Source organism: Amycolatopsis orientalis DSM 40040 = KCTC 9412, from assembly GCF_000478275.1.
Classification (GTDB): Bacteria; Actinomycetota; Actinomycetes; order Mycobacteriales; family Pseudonocardiaceae; genus Amycolatopsis; species Amycolatopsis orientalis.
This window is the reverse complement of record NZ_ASJB01000028.1, coordinates 215,294-230,920: the sequence shown is the minus strand read 5'-3', so window position 1 is coordinate 230,920 and position 15,627 is coordinate 215,294. Positions and strand designations below refer to the sequence as shown.

General features: G+C 70.0%; 15 protein-coding genes. 4 read left to right on the top strand and 11 right to left on the bottom strand.

Annotation, left to right across the window (positions count from 1 at the left end; all coding sequences use genetic code 11):
- Positions 1 to 70 precede the first annotated feature (70 nt).
- The gene (locus L324_RS07540; protein WP_037305309.1) at positions 71 to 1,057 is read left to right on the top strand and encodes a methyltransferase; all 987 of its coding nucleotides are present in this window, start codon (positions 71 to 73) and stop codon (positions 1,055 to 1,057) included.
- Complete coding sequence (locus tag L324_RS07535; protein ID WP_037305307.1) at positions 1,054 to 1,983, top strand: alpha/beta hydrolase; 930 nt, start codon at positions 1,054 to 1,056, stop codon at positions 1,981 to 1,983. Before L324_RS07540 ends, L324_RS07535 begins: the two co-directional genes overlap by 4 nt.
- A gap of 110 nt (positions 1,984 to 2,093) precedes the next feature.
- Here L324_RS07535 and L324_RS07530 read toward each other — a convergent pair whose 3' ends face one another.
- From L324_RS07530 to L324_RS07515, 4 genes are read right to left on the bottom strand one after another with little or no spacing between them, the layout of a single operon-like run.
- Positions 2,094 to 2,681 carry a TetR/AcrR family transcriptional regulator gene (locus L324_RS07530; RefSeq protein ID WP_037305305.1) on the bottom strand — a complete coding sequence of 196 codons (588 nt, stop codon included), beginning with the start codon at positions 2,679 to 2,681 and terminating at the stop codon, positions 2,094 to 2,096.
- 41 nt (positions 2,682 to 2,722) lie between these two features.
- Positions 2,723 to 4,357, bottom strand: a complete 1,635-nt coding sequence (locus L324_RS07525; protein ID WP_037305304.1) for an amidohydrolase — start codon at positions 4,355 to 4,357, stop codon at positions 2,723 to 2,725.
- A gap of 3 nt (positions 4,358 to 4,360) precedes the next feature.
- Positions 4,361 to 5,152 (bottom strand): molybdenum cofactor biosynthesis F family protein, encoded by a 792-nt coding sequence (locus tag L324_RS07520; protein ID WP_037305303.1) that lies wholly within the window; start codon positions 5,150 to 5,152, stop codon positions 4,361 to 4,363.
- Between the two features lie 9 nt (positions 5,153 to 5,161).
- Positions 5,162 to 7,027 (bottom strand): primary-amine oxidase, encoded by a 1,866-nt coding sequence (locus L324_RS07515; RefSeq protein ID WP_037305302.1) that lies wholly within the window; start codon positions 7,025 to 7,027, stop codon positions 5,162 to 5,164.
- Positions 7,028 to 7,149: 122 nt separating this feature from the next.
- Between L324_RS07515 and L324_RS07510 the strand changes: the two genes are divergently transcribed.
- Both L324_RS07510 and L324_RS07505 read left to right on the top strand, forming a co-directional pair.
- A complete protein-coding gene (locus L324_RS07510; RefSeq protein ID WP_037305301.1) occupies positions 7,150 to 7,869 on the top strand; it encodes an SDR family NAD(P)-dependent oxidoreductase in 720 nt (239 codons plus the stop codon).
- Between the two features lie 14 nt (positions 7,870 to 7,883).
- A complete protein-coding gene (locus L324_RS07505) occupies positions 7,884 to 8,681 on the top strand; it encodes an SDR family NAD(P)-dependent oxidoreductase (RefSeq protein WP_037305300.1) in 798 nt (265 codons plus the stop codon).
- Positions 8,682 to 8,949: 268 nt separating this feature from the next.
- On the opposite strand, the gene L324_RS07500 is transcribed toward L324_RS07505, so the two are convergent.
- The 7 genes from L324_RS07500 to L324_RS07470 are packed head-to-tail and all read right to left on the bottom strand — an operon-like array spanning position 8,950 to position 15,586.
- Positions 8,950 to 9,645 (bottom strand): ABC transporter ATP-binding protein, encoded by a 696-nt coding sequence (locus L324_RS07500; RefSeq protein WP_037305298.1) that lies wholly within the window; start codon positions 9,643 to 9,645, stop codon positions 8,950 to 8,952.
- On the bottom strand, positions 9,642 to 11,345 hold the full coding sequence (locus tag L324_RS07495) for a branched-chain amino acid ABC transporter ATP-binding protein/permease (RefSeq protein WP_037305295.1): 1,704 nt from the start codon (positions 11,343 to 11,345) through the stop codon (positions 9,642 to 9,644). The genes L324_RS07500 and L324_RS07495 overlap by 4 nt, the downstream gene beginning before the upstream one ends.
- Positions 11,332 to 12,192 carry a branched-chain amino acid ABC transporter permease gene (locus L324_RS07490; RefSeq protein WP_037305292.1) on the bottom strand — a complete coding sequence of 287 codons (861 nt, stop codon included), beginning with the start codon at positions 12,190 to 12,192 and terminating at the stop codon, positions 11,332 to 11,334. Before L324_RS07490 ends, L324_RS07495 begins: the two co-directional genes overlap by 14 nt.
- A gap of 9 nt (positions 12,193 to 12,201) precedes the next feature.
- Positions 12,202 to 13,380 (bottom strand): ABC transporter substrate-binding protein, encoded by a 1,179-nt coding sequence (locus L324_RS07485; RefSeq protein ID WP_037305291.1) that lies wholly within the window; start codon positions 13,378 to 13,380, stop codon positions 12,202 to 12,204.
- Positions 13,377 to 13,769, bottom strand: coding sequence for a nuclear transport factor 2 family protein (locus L324_RS07480; protein WP_037305290.1), 393 nt, complete (start codon positions 13,767 to 13,769; stop codon positions 13,377 to 13,379). The genes L324_RS07485 and L324_RS07480 overlap by 4 nt, the downstream gene beginning before the upstream one ends.
- Positions 13,770 to 13,779: 10 nt before the next feature.
- The gene (locus L324_RS07475; RefSeq protein ID WP_037305289.1) at positions 13,780 to 14,547 is read right to left on the bottom strand and encodes a MoaF C-terminal domain-containing protein; all 768 of its coding nucleotides are present in this window, start codon (positions 14,545 to 14,547) and stop codon (positions 13,780 to 13,782) included.
- A 40-nt stretch (positions 14,548 to 14,587) separates the two neighbouring features.
- A complete protein-coding gene (locus L324_RS07470; protein ID WP_037305288.1) occupies positions 14,588 to 15,586 on the bottom strand; it encodes an AraC-like ligand-binding domain-containing protein in 999 nt (332 codons plus the stop codon).
- Positions 15,587 to 15,627 lie beyond the last annotated feature (41 nt).

The window sequence follows — 15,627 nt, the reverse complement described above, 5'->3', positions numbered from 1 at the left end:
GAAAATTCGCACTGGATTCTTTTATCTACATCTGTAGACTCTCGGCGGAAACGAGCTAAGGAGGGCACCCGTGAGCGGGTCGACCAAGACAGCCGGTCCCGAGCGCATCGTGGACATCGCCGTGGGGTACATGGCGGCCAAGCAACTCTTCGCGGCGAGCCGGATCGGCCTGTTCACCGCGCTCGCCGACGGCCCGCTGACGGCCGTGGAACTGGCGGGGAAGACCGGCAAGCCGGAGAAGATCACCCGCATCCTCGGTGACGCCATGTCATCACTCGGTCTCCTGTCCCGTGTGGACGGACGGTACGGGCTGGCCGCCGACGCGGCGGAGTACCTCGGCGGCGGCGACCTCGACCTGGCGCCGTTCCTGACCTTCCTGGACTCGATCAGCTACCCGCATTGGCTACAGTTCGGGCAGACGGCCGACAGCGGCGAGCCGGGGAAGCTGGAGATGGACGACACGCGCTGGGGCACCTTCATGTCCGGCGTGATGACGTATAACGCCCTGCACGCGAGGATGCTGGCCGGCGCGTTCGATTTCGGGTCCTACCGGAAGCTGCTCGACCTCGGCGGGCTCTCCAGCGCGTTCGCGATCGAAGCGATGAAGGCGAACGAAGGGCTGCACACGACGTTCGTCTTCGACCCGGGCTTCACCGGGTCGGTCACCACCGCGGCGGCCGAGGCGGGATTCGCGGACCGCGCGACGGTCGTCGGCGCGGAGACGCCTTCCGCCCGTCCCGAAGGCGAGTTCGACCTGGTGATGGTCAACCACGTCGTCCACCGGTTCGACGCGGAGCAGAACGCGCGGATCCTGGGCAACGCCCGCGCGGCCGCGGCGCCGGGAGCGTGCCTGCTCCTGCTTGACTTCTTCCTCGACGACGACGCGGCCCAGCGGCCGATCGACGCCCTGCACGCGGGGGAGTACCTGGTGATCGACGGGACGGTCGTCTACCCCGAGGCCGAGGTCCGGGAGTGGCTGAGCGGGGCGGGCTGGCGGGTCACCGACCGGCTCACGCTGCCGGGCAGCCCGCGGGTGCTCGTCGCGGAAGCGGTGTGACGGTGACCCTCGATCCCGCGGTCAAGGAGCTGCTCGCCCGCAGCGTCGCGCCGGAAGCGCCGGCCATGCCTCCGACGGCCGCCGAGTTGCGGGCCGCGTTCGCCGCCTCGTGGCGACGTCCCGACACGGTCGAGGAGGTCGCCTCGGTCACCGACCACGTACTCCCGTCCGGGGTGCGCGTGCGGATCTACCTGCCCGACGTGACCACGCCGGTGCCCGCCTTCGTGTGGATCCACGGCGGCGGGTGGACGATCGGCTCGATCGACGAGAACGAGGTCGCTTCGCGCGCGGTGTGCAACGCGGCGAACGTCGCCGTCGTCGCCGTGGACTACCGGCTCGCGCCCGAGCATCCCTTCCCGGCGGCACCGGACGACTGCTACGCCGTCGTCGAATGGCTCGCCGCGGGCGGTGCCGGGTCGGCGGTGGACCCGGGGCGGATCGCGATCGGCGGGGAGAGCGCCGGCGGCAATCTGTCCACCGTGGTGTCGATGATGTCCCGCGACCGGGGCGGGCCGACGCTGGCCGCGCAGGTGCTGATCTGCCCGGTCTACGGTCATCCGGACGACGGCTTCCGGTCCTATGTGGACTTCGCCGAGGGGTTCGGCATGACGGCCGGGGCGATGCGGTTCTTCTTCGACCAGTACGTCTCGGATCCGGCGCAGCTGAACGATCCGTACCTGCTGCCGCTGCGGGCCTCGGACCTGACGGGACTTCCGCCCGCGCTGGTGCTGACGGCCGAATACGACGTCCTGCGGGACGAGGGGGAGGAGTTCGCGCGCCGCCTGACCGACGCCGGGACCAGGGTGGAGATGACGCGGTACTCAGGCCAGATCCATGGCTTCTATGGCCTCTACACGGATCTTCCCGCTTCGCCGCGCTCTCACCAGCACGTGGCCAGCTTCCTCACCCGCGTCTTCACCCCCTGACCACGCATCCAGAGGACTAAATGCGTACGACCACCGCATTTAGTCCTCTGGATGCTTTAGTGCGGGGCGCGAACGATCGCGTTCAGAGGACGAAATGCGGTGGTAGGGGGTCAGGGGCGGGTCAGGCGGGCGAAGAACGACTCGAGGTGCTGGCGCTGCAAGGCGATCGTCGAGAACTCGCCGGCGACCAGGCTCATCACGTTCGCCCCGGCGTTGATCAGCACGACCTCGTCGACCAGCTGCTCGTCGGGGGTCTCGGTGACGATGTCGCCGTCCTCGCGGCCCTCGGCGAGATACCGGTGCAGCAGCCCGCGCCACGAGCGGATGTGCTCGAGGTACTTGTCCTGCAGCTTCGGGTTGGTCAGCGAAAGCTGCCAGAAGGTGAGCAGGACCCGCCCCGCGGCGATGCGGTCCTCGTCGATCGGCATCGACGAGACGCACAGCTCGCGGAGCGCGGTCAGCCCACGTAGTTCGTCCAGCTCGACGTACTCGCGCATCATCCCCAGCGCGCGTTCGTAGGTGGCCTGGATGATGTCTTCCTTGCTCGGGAAGTACAGCTTGAGCGCGCCGTTGGCGAAACCGGCGGCGGCCGCGATCTCGCGCATGGTGGCGGCCTCGATCCCGCCCTGGGTGATCAGCTCCCAGGTGACGTCGACGATATGGCTGCGCCGCTCGTCGTGGTCGATGATCTTCGGCATCGGCAGACCTCCCGCACTGGTTCTTCTACCAGTGTAGGAGATCAGTCGCGCCGATACACGCGGTGCCCGGCGAACCACGTTTCCGTCACCTTGGTCTTGACGAGCGCCGACGGGTCTGTCTTGAACGGATCCCGGTCCAGGACGACGAAATCGGCCGACTTCCCCGGCACCAGCGAGCCGGTGACGTCGTCGACGCCCATCGCGCGGGCGGCGGAGAGGGTGAAGACCTCGACCGCCTCGGCCAGCGTGATCGCCTGCTCCGGCCACAGCGCTCCCGGGAACGCGCCGGTCGGGTCCTGCCGGGTGACGAGACCGTGGATGCCCTCCCACGCGTTCGGGGACTCGCTGACCGGCCAGTCGGAACCGCCCGCGACCAGCGCGCCCTCGTCCAGCAGCGACCGGTTCGGCTGCATCCGCCCGGCCCGTTCGCCGGGCAGGACCTCCGCGATGGCCGCCGGGATGACCCCGGGGACCCACAGGAACGGCGAGATGTCCGCGGCGACGCCGAGCGCGGTGAACCGCGAGAGGTCGTCCGGGTGCACGAACTGGCCGTGCGCGACCTGGAAACGCGCTTCGCCGAAGCCTTCGGCACGCACCTTCTCGACGGCGTCCAGCGTCGCGCGCACCGACGCGTCGCCGGTGCAGTGGACCTTGGCCGAGAGCCCGGCCGCGGCCGCGGTGCGCAGCCAGCCCACGAGTTCGTCGCCCGGCATGGTGGTGGCGCCGTGGTGACAGGCGCCGTGGACGTCGTCCGGCAGGTACGGCTCCAGGAAGGCGGCCGTCCGGGTCGGCGGGACGCCGTCGAGGAAGATCTTCACGAAGTCGGGCCGGTGGTGCTCGCCGCGGTACTGCCCGGCGATCTCCAGCAGCGGCGCGCCGATCGGGTCGAAGCCGAAGATCGGGTCGTTGATCAGCAGCGACGACACGACCCACGCGTGCAGTTCGCCCGCGTCGTCGAGCGACTTCAGCGCGCGCAGGATGTCCGCGGAGACGCCGGCGTCCTGGAACGCGGTGACCCCGAACGAATGCAGCGTGCCGATCCCGTGCCGCGACGCCGCCACATGCTGCTCGGCGGTGAGGATCCGCGTCTCGCTGAGCGCCCGTTCGACGGCGACGCCTGCCGCTTCGAGCAGGACGCCGACCGGCTCGCCGGTCGAAGGGTCGCGGACGATCTCCCCGCCCTCCGGATCGGGGGTCGAGGCGGTGATGCCCGCCAGTTCCAGCGCCCGGCTGCTCACCCAGCGGTTGTGCCTGCTGTCGTCGGCGAGCATGACCGGCCGCCCGCCCGCGGCCTCGTCGAGCGCGTGCCGCGCCGAAGACCGTGAGAGGGTACCGACCAAAGTGGACGCCCAGGCGCCGCCGACCACCCACTCGTCCGGTCCGAGCCCCTCGGCCCGCGAACGGACCGCCGCGAGGATGTCGTCCAGACCCGCGTCGAGGCCGAAGTTCAGTTCGAACAGGGCGGCGCGCCCGGCGAGGGCGTGATGGTTGTGCACGTCGACCAGGCCGGGCATCACGAACGCGCCTTCGAGATCGACGATCTCGGTGGCCGGGCCGCGTTCGATGTCCTCCAGCGACAGCACGCGGCCGTCCTTGATCGCCAGTGACGACGCCCACGGCCGGACACCGTCCACTGTGTACACCGTGGCGTTGGTGAGGATGAGGTCCGCGGTCAAGGCTCAGCTCCCGGCGGGGTCGTAAGCCTCGGGGTGCACGGTGGTGCTCAGCAGCTTGCCGTGCGCGCCGAAGGTGAAGTGGGTCGGGGTGGTCCCGGTGGCGTCCAGTCCGAAAAGGACACCGTGCGAACGCAGCCGCTTCGCGTCGCGGTGGTCGGCGACGGTCACCGACGCGCACGGGATCACCTTCTCGCGCCAGGCGAACACGTAGATGCCGGGCCGCACCTCGTAGACCGAGTTCTCGTCGGTGTCGGCGAGCCCCTTCTCCGGCCCGGCCAGGCACTGCCAGGTGTACCAGTGCGGGCTGAGGTACACGTGCTCGTAGGCGTGCGCCGTGCTGTACACCCACAGCACCCGCCGTCCGACCAGCGAGGTGCTGGGCGCCAGTGACTCGCCGCGGGGTTCGATACCGCCGATCGTGGCGGCCAGGAAGGTCTGCGTGACCCGCGGCGAGGTGTCGCCGATCCGGCTCAGCACCAGGAGCGCGCGGCCGCGCCGCAGGTCGAGCAGCAGCGTGAAGGCCTCTTCCCGCCGCGCCTGCGGATGGAACTGGACGTAGTACAGGTCGTCGTCGACCAGGAAGGTCTCGCACCGGTCCATGCCGGAGCCGTGGTACGTCCACTCGATCCGGGTGCCGGTGAAGGCGACCCTGAACGTCGTGCCGTCTTCGCAGGCGAGTTCGAAGGCGCGGCCGTGCAGGTCGCCGACCGTGGGCGCCTTGTTCGCGTCGAAACCGGGAGCGAGACCGTCCAGGGGAAGCCAGGTGGAGGTGTCGGACAGGGTCAGTTCGGGCATGGAGGGGTCCTAGTGCTCGTGGGCGGAACAGTGCTCGTCGGTGGCGCCGGAAGGCAGGTCCAGCGCCGGGTTGCGGTCCAGGAAGCCATAGGGGCGCAAGGAGAACCCCGAGTAGTCGACCGGCATGACCGGCCAGTCCTCCGGCCGCGGGATGTGCGTCGGGCCGAAGACGTGCCACAGCACGAGATCGGTGTCGGTGAGGTCGCGGTCGGCGGCGGTCCAGGCCGGCAGGCCTGCCCCGCCGGGATGCGCGTTCGGCCGGTCTCCAGCCGGGAAGCGTTCGTCCGCCCGGTACGGCGTGGCCCACAGATGCCGGGTGGCGAACGTCGCCCGCTTGTGGACGGTCGACTCCGGTTGCGCCATCAGGGTCGCGGACGGCCGCGGCACGAGCTGGTACGCCGTGGGCGCGCCCAGCCGGTTGGTCCGCTCCGCGCTGCGGATCTCCCAGACCCGCGCCTTCGCCGGATCCGCGTGCCGCTGCGCCTCCCGTTCGGTCCGCAGCGGGGTTTCCTTCCAGGTGAAGGCGTTGCCGTACGGGTTGCGCTCACCCGTCGGCACGCCCTCGACGTCGATCTCGACGAGCGAGTTGCGTTCGCCGTCGATGGCCACGTCCAGCCGCGCGCAGAACAGGTGCTGGTGCACCGGGGCGAACAGACCGGGCGCGATCTCGTTGGCGTGCGGGTGCTTCGTCCCGGTGTGCGCGGCGCCGGCGAACACGATGCCGGTGGCCTTCGCCTCGAGTTCGACGGTGCCGTCGAGGTAGAGATACCAGAAGAAACCGTAGTCGTAGTTGCCGATGGTGGAGATGGACGAGATCACCAGCCGCCGTGAGCGGCGGACCTCGGCGCGGCCGTCGAGATCGGTGTGCTTCCAGAGGATCCCGTAATCCTCTTCGTGCATGCAGATCGCGCGCGGGATCTCGACCGGGTGGCCGTGGTCGTCGGCGACGAACGCGGGGAAGTAGTGGATGACGCCGAGGCAGTCGCAGCCCAGCCGCAGGTCGTTGCCGTTCTTGCCGAGCAGGTATTCGCCCGCGTCGAAGTAGCTGATCCAGAACCGGCCGGGCGCGGTGTCGCCGTAGGGCACCACCATCTCCGGGACCGAGGCCCGGTAGAGCACCGAGCGGTCTTGGAACGAGATCTGGTGCAGCGTCAGGCCTTCGCGGGCGTTGAAGCCGACCCGCAGCCGCCAGCCCTCCCAGGTGACCTCGTTGCCCTCGACGGTGAAGCTCGGCCCCTCGGGCTGGGTGATCTCGATGGGTTTGAGCGTGGTGCGGGCCTTGACGCCGCCGTAGCGGCCGTGCTCCGGCGGGACCGGGACGTCGCCCTCGTCCTCGACCCGGATGACGCGCTGCCCGGTGAGGTCGATGTGCACGATCAGGCCCTCGACCGGATGCGCCCACGGGCTGTCGGACTCGTCGTCGCGCAGGAACGTCAGCGAACGGATGACCCGGCCGGTCTCGTCCGGCCTGCCGAAGAAGCCAGGCGCCAGGGGAGCGCAGAAGGCGTGCCCGATCCGGTCGCCGAGCCCGCGCCGCTCCATCGCGGCCTGCCACTCCGGCGAGGCCTTGGTGATCGACGCGGCGAGGTCGTACTCCTCGAACAGGTAGGCGGGCTGGCCGTCACCGCAGTCGTCGTCGGAGACGACCTCGCGTTTCGCCAGCGAAACGACCACGTCGCGGGCACGGCCGGTCGCGGTGTCCAGGAGCGTGTACTGGACGCGGCGGTCGGGAGCGGCGTCGCCCTTGTCCGGCTCCACCGGCAGCACCGCCGGGAACCGGGTGGTCGCGGTGAGCAGGCCCTCGGCGGCCAGGATCGCCCGGCCTGCGGTGAGTTCGTCGGCGGTCAGCGGATCGAGTGCGTGCGGCCTGGTCATGCTTCGCAGTCTTGCCGGTCCGCCCGCGGGTGGAAAGACCACGCGGCCGCCATGCGGCTGCGGACAAGAAGGCTGCGCTGACGGCCAACCCCCTCGCGAGCGCCGGACCGCAGGATGGCGCCATGCGACTGGATCTCGCGGGCAAGGCCGTGCTGGTGACCGGCGCGGCGTCCGGTATCGGCCTTGCCTGCGCCCGGGCGTTCCTGGCCGAAGGCGCCCGGGTCGGCGCCCTCGACCGGGCACCTGTGCCGCCGCTGGGCGACGACGTCCTGGCGGTGCACGCCGACGTGACCGACGAGGGTTCGGTGGCCGCCGCGGTCGCCGCCGTCGCGGACCGGTTCGGCGGGCTTGACGTCGTCGTCGGCTGCGCCGGGATCTCCGGACCGGTGGGGACACCGGTCACCGAAACCTCGGCGGCCGACTTCGCCGCGCTGATGGCGGTCAACGTCACCGGCCAGTTCCTGCTGGTCAAACACGCCGCGCCCTGGCTCACCGCGGCGCACGGCTCGGTCGTCCTGCTGGCCAGTGACTCGGCGTTCACCAGCGCGCCCGGGATGGTGCCCTACTGCGCCTCGAAGGGTGCCGTGGTCGCGATGACCAGGGCGCTCGCCGTCGACCTCCCCGGTGTCCGGGTGAACTGCGTCTGCCCGTCGGTGGTCGACACCCCGATGGCGCGCGGCGACCTCGGCGAGACGCTCGACGATCCCGCGTTCCCCGTGCAGGATCCCGAGGAAGTCGCCTGGCAGGTGCTCCACCTCGCGTCCGCGCGTTCGCGGGCCGTCAACGGCCAGGCCGTCCTCGCCGACTTCGGCGTCTCGGCCCGCTCCGGTTTTCCCGCTTAGAAAGGACTCCGCAAGTGAAGAAGGTCATCGCGATCACGGGTGGCGGTACCGGTATCGGCGCGGCGGTGGCCCGCCGGTACGCCGACGAGGGCGCCCAGGTGGTGGTACTCGGACGGCGGCGCGAACCGCTGGAGAAGGTGGCCGCCGAAACCGGCGCGCACGTCATCGCCTGTGACGCCAGCGATCGCGAGGCCGCGGAAGCGGCCGCGGCGGAGATCGCGGGTAAGTTCGGCAGGCTGGACGTCGTGGTGGCCAACGCGGGCGGGCACGGCCTCTCCTCGGTCGTCGACACCGGCGACGAGGAATGGGAACTCGCCCTGCGCTCGAACCTGTCCAGCGCCTTCGTGTTCTGCCGGGCCATGCTGCCCTCGCTGATCGAAACCGGCGGTCAGGTGGTCGTCGTGTCGTCGCTGGCCGGGCTGTTCGCCGGGCCGAACGTCGCCGGCTACACCGTCGCGAAACACGCGCTCATCGGGCTGACCCGCTCGATCGCCCGCGACTACGGGCCGAAGGGTGTCCGGGCGAACGCCGTCTGCCCCGGCTGGGTGCGGACCCCGATGGCGGACGGCGAGATGGACCAGTTCGCCGAGGCCGCGGGCTTCGACGGCGGCCACGACGAGGGCTACCGCCGGGTCACCGCCGAGGTGCCGCTGCGCCGTCCGGCCGAACCCGAGGAGATCGCGTCGATCGTGCGGTTCCTGGGTTCTGCGGAGTCGTCGTACATCACCGGTGCGGTGATCGTGGCCGACGGCGGCGCGCACGCCGTCGATCTGCCGACGCTGGCCTTCGAACGCGCCGGCATGGGCTCTTAGCCCGCCGCGCGTGAAGGCCCCTTCCCTCGACTGAGCCGAGGAAACTCGACCTTCACACACCTTCCCCAAGTACATGATGGCCCCCTTCCTTGCGCCAGGCGCAAGGAAGGGGGCCATCATGTACTTCACTACCCGGCCGCTGGTGAGAGACTCCTCGACGAGGCACTCCAGTGCGCGGCTGATTCCCGTCGTTCAGCCCAGAACCGCGCCACCTTTGCCCTTGCTCCTCAATAAACCGTCATTACCACTCACGACTATCCTGGGAGCGTCAGGATTCGCCGAGGTAGGCGGTGTGCAGGGTGCCGGGCGAGTCCAGCAGGCTCCGGGCGTCGCCGGAGTAGGTGACGCGGCCCGAGGACACCACCAGCGCGTCGCTCGCCACGCCGAGGGCGAGATGCGTGAACTGCTCGACGAGCAGGATCGCCGCGCCCTCCTCGGCGAACCGGGTCACCAGCGGCAGCAGCCGGGTGAACACCACCGGAGCGAGGCCCAGCGACATCTCGTCGATCAGCAGGAACGACGGCCGCGCGGCGAACGCGCGGGCCAGCACCACCATCTGCTGTTCGCCGCCGCTGAGCAGCGCCGCCGGTGAGTCGCGGCGTTTCTCCAGTTCGGGGAACAACTCGAACAGCTCGTCGGCCCGCGCGCGGGTGCGGGCGGTCAGCATCAGGTTCTCCAGCACGGTCAGGCCGCCGAACACCGCGCGCCCCTGCTCGATATGCGCCAGCCCGCGCCGGGCACGGGAGACCCTCGACTGCTTCGTGATCTCGTCCGGTCCGATGTGGATGGTTCCGGCCGAAGCGGCGACCACGCCGGAGACGGCCTCCAGCAGGCTGGTCTTCCCGGCACCATTGGGGCCGACGAGCGCGGTGATCCGGCCCGGTTCGAGGGTGAGGTCGACGCCGGAGATCACCGGCCCGGCACCGCGGGTGACTGTCAGCCCCGCTATCCGCAAAGCGTTCACAGCAGCTCCGTTTCGCCCATGTACGCCTTGAGCACGGCCGGATCGGCGAGCACTTCGGCCTGGGGGCCGGAGGCCAGCACACGGCCGAAGTCGAGGACGGTGATCGTGTCGCAGACCGAGCGCACCAGGTCGAGGTCGTGCTCGATGAGCAGCACCGACACCCCGAACCGGGCGGGAACCTGCCGCAGCCGCTCCCCGAACGCGACATGCTCTTCGTGCGGCAGTCCCGCGGCCGGCTCGTCGAGGAGCAGGACCCGCGGTCCGGCCAGCAGATGCCCGACGACCTCGACCAGCCTGCGCGCGCCGACGTCCACTTGCGACAGTGGGGTGCGGGCGGCGGGGCAGCCGAAGAAGTCCAGCGCGTCGCCGATCTCGCCGATGGTGAGGCGGCGCCTCGCGAGGAACTTGACGTACGCGCCGACCGTCAGTCCCGGTGGGACGCGGTCCTGCTGGAAGGTCCGGCGCAGTCCCGCGCGGGCCCGGTCCGACGGTGATCCGGTCAACGGCTTCCCGCCGAGTTCGACCACGCCGTCCGCGTCCGGCAGGAACCCGCTGATCGCGTCGACCAGGGTCGACTTGCCCGCCCCGTTGGGCCCGATCACGCCGAGCACGCCGTGTTCCGGCACCGTGATGTCCACAGAGGACAGTGCGGCCACGTGGCCGAAGTTCATGCTCAGCCCGCGCACGGTCAGCACCGGCGGGCCGGGGGCGACGGGGTCGACGTCCCCAGCCCCGGAAGTTAGAGCGAGTTTCGCCGGTTCCTTCCGGGACCGCCGGTACCAGATCTGCCGCACCGTGGTGCCCAGGTTCCCGCCACTGGCCAGCGCCTGGACCCCGAGCACCCCGAAGACCACGAAACCCCAGTCCTGCGGGACTCCCCAGCGCTTCAGCAGTTCCGGCACACCGACCCACAGCACCGCGCCGAACACCGCCATGTCGATCAGGTGCGCGCCGGACATGATCGCCAGCACGTACAGCGCCAGGGACTGGATCGCGGTGAAACTGGCCGGGAAGGCGAGCCCGACCTGCCCGGTGAGCAGGCCGCCGCTGATCCCGCCCAGGGTCGCGCTCACCGCGAACGCGGTCAGCTTCGACGTCCGCACGCTCGTCCCCGCGGCCGCCGTCCCGCGTTCGGAGAACGCCACCGCCTGCCACGCGCTGCCCCAGCGCCCGCGGCGCAGGAAGTACACGGCCAGGCAGCACAGCACCAGCACCACCACCGCGAGCAGGAAATACGACCGGTCGTCGGAGAAGGCGTCCGGCCGTTCGACCGAGATCCCGCCGGAGACACCGGGGAACTGGAGCTGCACCAGCGCGAGATCGGCCGCGGCCGCGAGTCCCAGCGTGACGACGGCGAGGTTGATCCCGCGCAGCCGCAACGCCGGGAGCCCGACGAGGATCCCGACCACCCCGGCCGCGAGCCCGCCGAGCAGCAGCCAGGTCAGGAACCCGCCGGGCGCCCCCGCCTCGTTGAGCGCGGACACCGTCCAGGCGCCGACGGCGCCGAAGGTCAGCTGGCACAGGGAGATCATCCCCGCGCTGCCGGTGACCACGCCCAGCCCGAGCAGCGAGATCCCGGCGACGACGGCACTCATGCCGAGGTAGACGAAATACCCGTCGAGCCCGACGCTCAGGCCGTACCCCGCCGCGACCGCCACCAGCGCCACCGCGAACGGGATCCCTCGTTCAGCGAGCCGCATCCCACACCTCCTTGCGCTGCGACCACAGCAGCAGCGCGACGATCACCGCGAACGGCAGGAAGTACCGCACCACCGAAAGGCCGTCGACCTGGGCGGCCGCGCCCTGCACCAGACCGAGCGCCAGCCCGCCCGCGACCGCGAGGTCGAGACGGCGGAACCCGCCGAGCAGGGCCGCCGCGGCCGCCGGGACCACCAGCATCGCCAGCGACGTCGCGTCGTTCGACTGCGACGGCGCGACGATCGAGATGACCAGCGTGCTGACCACCCCGGTGGCCGCCCACACCGCGATGCTGAGCCGTTTCGCCGGGATGCCCAGCAGTTCCGCCGTCGTCGGGCGTTCCGACAGCGCCCTGAGCCGGACTCCGGCCGGGGTCCGGCTCAGCACCATCCGGCTGGCCACCGCGACGAGCACCGCCAGTGCGACGGTGACCACGGTGACCTGGCTGATCACCACACCCGCGACGGTGAGCGCCGGACCGTCGAGGAGAGGGTGGAACGGCTGCGGTTTGTTGCCGAACAGGATGAACGACAGCGAGATCAGCAGGAGCAGCACCGCCACCGTGACCGCCGAGCGGGTGCCGGTGTCCGCTTCGGCGAGCCAGGTCGACACGATCCAGCCGAGCAGCGCGCTGAGCAGCCCGCCGAGCAGGATCCCCGCCACCGTGGCGAGCCACGTCGGCAGTCCCAGGTGGACGGACAGGAACACCGCCACGTAGCACCCGAACATCCCGGTGGCCGCCTGCGCGAAGTTCACCACCCGCACCAGCCGCGACATCAGCGTCAGGCACACCGCCAACACCGCGTACAGTCCGCCGGCGGCCAGGCCTGCCAGCGCTCCCTGCAGCATCGCTTCCTCCTACTTCTTCGGGATACGCAGCCAGTCGTTCGCGACCAGCTCCCACTTGTTGGTGCCCGAGGCGAGCTTGATCGGCCAGCCCGAGGTGTTGTCGTGGTGGGTTTCGCCGGGGCCGAAGACGTACGGCGTGCCGACCATCGGGTCGCTGACCGGCTTCATCTCACGCAACGCCTTGGTCACCGACTCGCGGGTGATGTCGCCGCCGATCCCGCGCACGACGTCGAGGAAGTACTTCGCCGCCAGGTAGCCGCCCTGGCTGAACGACGTCAGCGGGATGCCGTTCTTCGTCATCAGGTCACGCCAGTCCTTGTTCTGCGGGCTGGTCGCGTCGGTGAACGGGTAGAACTCGGCCGGCACGTACACGCCGGCACCGGCGTTGGTGATGGCCTTGGCGTAGTTCTCGCTGTAGACACTGGTCAGCAGCAGCCACGTGACGTCGTTCCAGCCCTGCGCCGCGGCGGCCTTGAGCTGCCCGATGGAATCGGGCTCGACCGGGTTCACCGTGATCGCCTTGCAGCCGGCGTTGCGGGCCTTGACGATGTAGGAGGTGTAGTCGGAACCGCCGTAGGGCACGGTCGCGTCGAGGTACTTGAGCTTCTTGCCGGTGATGGCCGACCACTCGTCGATGGCCGCCTGGTACGACGGCAGTGTGTTGCCCGCGATCTCCAGCAGCGCGCAGATGTCGTTCAGTTTCAGCGTTTCCGAGCCGTAGAGCAGGGTCAGCGTCATGTCGTGGTACGGGCCGACGTTGACCGGGGCGATGTTGGGGCTGGAGAAACACGCCGGGTCCACGCCGATGCCCTGCATGGACAGGATCTTCTGCTGCTCGTAGTACTTGTTGTTGATCTCGCATTCGATGAGGCTGGACGAGCCGACCAGCGCCACGGCCTCGTCGCGGCCGACGACCTCGCGGGCGGCCGCCGCCGCTGCCGCCGGGTCGCCCTTGTCGTCGAGGGCCTTGTACTGGATCTGTCTTCCGTTCACGCCGCCGCTCGCGTTGGCCGCGTCGAACACAGCCTTGGCCGCCTGGGAGGCTTCGGGGAAGGTGGCCGCGCCGCTGAGCGCGTTGACCGAGCCGACCACGATCGGCCCGCCGGCACCGCTGCCTGCGCCCGCGCAGCCCGCGGTCGCGAGCAGGACGGCGGCGGAGAGCGCGAGGACGCGCCGGGCGCGCTTCACCGGTCTTCCGCGGCGTTCACGACGGGCACGGAGTCGACGATCTGCTCGAAGGAGGCGAGCTTGCCGCCCTCGAACCGCCAGACATGCGCGACGCGGGCGGTGAAGGAACGACCGGTCTCGCGGTGCTTGCCCTGGTAGGTGCCGACGCCGACCACCGTGTCACCCGCGTCGAGGAGGTCGCCGAGGGTGAAGGAGTAGCCCTCCCAATCCTTCGCGATCGCGCCGAAGACGTTGTCCCGTACCTCTTCGGGACCGGTGTAGGTACCGGCGTAAGGGAAACCGGCCGCCTCCGTCCAGGTGGTGTCGGGACCGAGCGGGGCCAGCATGCCCGCCAGGTCACCCCGGTCGCTCGCGGCGTAATGCGCGGCGATGACGTCTACATGGGACATTCGATCTCCTCTAAACCGGTTGCGCGTCGGGATAGGCGACGGCGCCGAGTGGGTAGATGTGCCCGCCCGCGCGGGAATGCTCCGACCGGCCGTCGCCGGTCAGGCCGAGGAAGACGCCGGTGGTCTTCAACGCGTAGCCGAGGTCGTGCAGCCACACACTCGCCACGGCGATGCGGAATTCGCGGAAGCAGAACAGGTAGAGCCCGTCCTGGAACTTCCACACCGTCGACAGGTCCATGTCCCCGTGGCCCCGCTGCACGCCTTCGAGGCATTGCCAGGCATAGCGCTGGGAGGACACGTACACGTGTTCGTAGAGGTGTTCCGGGCTGTAGCGGTAGATGTTGCGCTTGCCGATCAGGTCGCGCGACGGGCCCGGCACCTCGCCGGTCGGCGTGCCACCGTCGGTGGTGCCGGACCAGAAGGTCTGGGAGACACGGGGAACGCCCTCGACGTCCTCCGCGCCGATCACCGAGCGCACGGCCAGCGCGCGATGGGTCGTCGTGGAGAAGACGACGGTGAGTGCTTCACCGTCCACGCTGGTGTGGGGGAGATTGACGAAGATGACGTCTTCCCGGACGGCCACCGCGTCGTAGGGATCCTTGATGCCGTTGCAGGTGACGGTTTCCGCGTCCTCGAACCGCAACGCGAGCGTCGTCCCGTCGTCGAGGGTGACGGCTAGTGCGCGGCCCGACAGGTCCGCGTTCGGCAGGCGGTAGGTGGCGATTCCGGCGGCGAACTCGTCATAGGTACGCCATTGTTCCTCGGGTGCTTCGGACATGCGGTCATCGTCGGGGCGAGGCCAGGAGGAGGGCCAGCTGTCACGCGCTGGGTGGCAACAACCGCTCGCTCACGGTCAAGCCACGGCGCAGTTCGCTCGGCGAGCGGCCGAATTCCGTCTTGAACACCCGGCTGAAATGCGGCGCGTCGACGAAACCCCACTTCGCCGCGATGGCGGCGACGGGACGGGAGGCGTGCACCGGGTCGAGCAGTTCACGGCGGCAGTGTTCGAGGCGCCGCGTGCGGATCCAGCCCGAGACGGTCGTTCCCTGTTCGTGGAAGAGGCCGTGCAGATGCCGGGTGGAGATGTAGTGCTCGGCGGCGATCTGCGCCGGGCCGAGGTCGGTGGAGGACAGGTTCGTGTCGATGTAGGCGAGGACGCGGCGCATCAGTTCGTGATGAGGTCCGGCCGTGGCGCGGGCGAGGTCGAGTTCGCTCGCGAACAGCGTGGCGAGCAGGTCGACCGCGGTATGCGCGAGCCGGACGCCCGCCGGCCCGCCGAGCTGGTCGAGGTTGCTGCCGAGTTGCGCGAGGAACGGCACCACCACGTTGCCCATGCCCCGTTTGCCCGACATCGGGACCGCGGTCAGCTGGCCGACCAGGTCGCGGGGGAGGTCGATGAGCCGCTGCGGGAACATCACCACGAGCGTGCGGAAATCCTCTTCGAACACCAGTGAATACGGCCGGTGCGTGTCGTACAGCGCCACGTCCCCTGGACGGAGCATCGCCTCGCGGTTGTCCTGCACCAGCAGCCCGGTCCCGGACAGGATGAGGCTCAGCTTGTAGTAGTGCCTGTCCGCCCTGGCGATGAGTTCGGGCGTCCGTTCGACCTTGTGGGCCGAGGCGGTCACCTCGGTCAGCTGGACGTCGTCGGCGCCGCACGAGCGGATGCGGCCGCGGAACTGGTCGCGGTGTTCGCTCGTCACGTGCAACGGCACGAAGGAATGCGACACCACCGTGCGGAAATCGGTGAAATCTCGCGCGACCGTGGTGGTGGTCGGGTCGGCGGTGGCGGTGGTCAAGACGTCACCTCGCAGCATCGGGGGGTGAATTTCATATACGATAAGCGATACGATGCTGC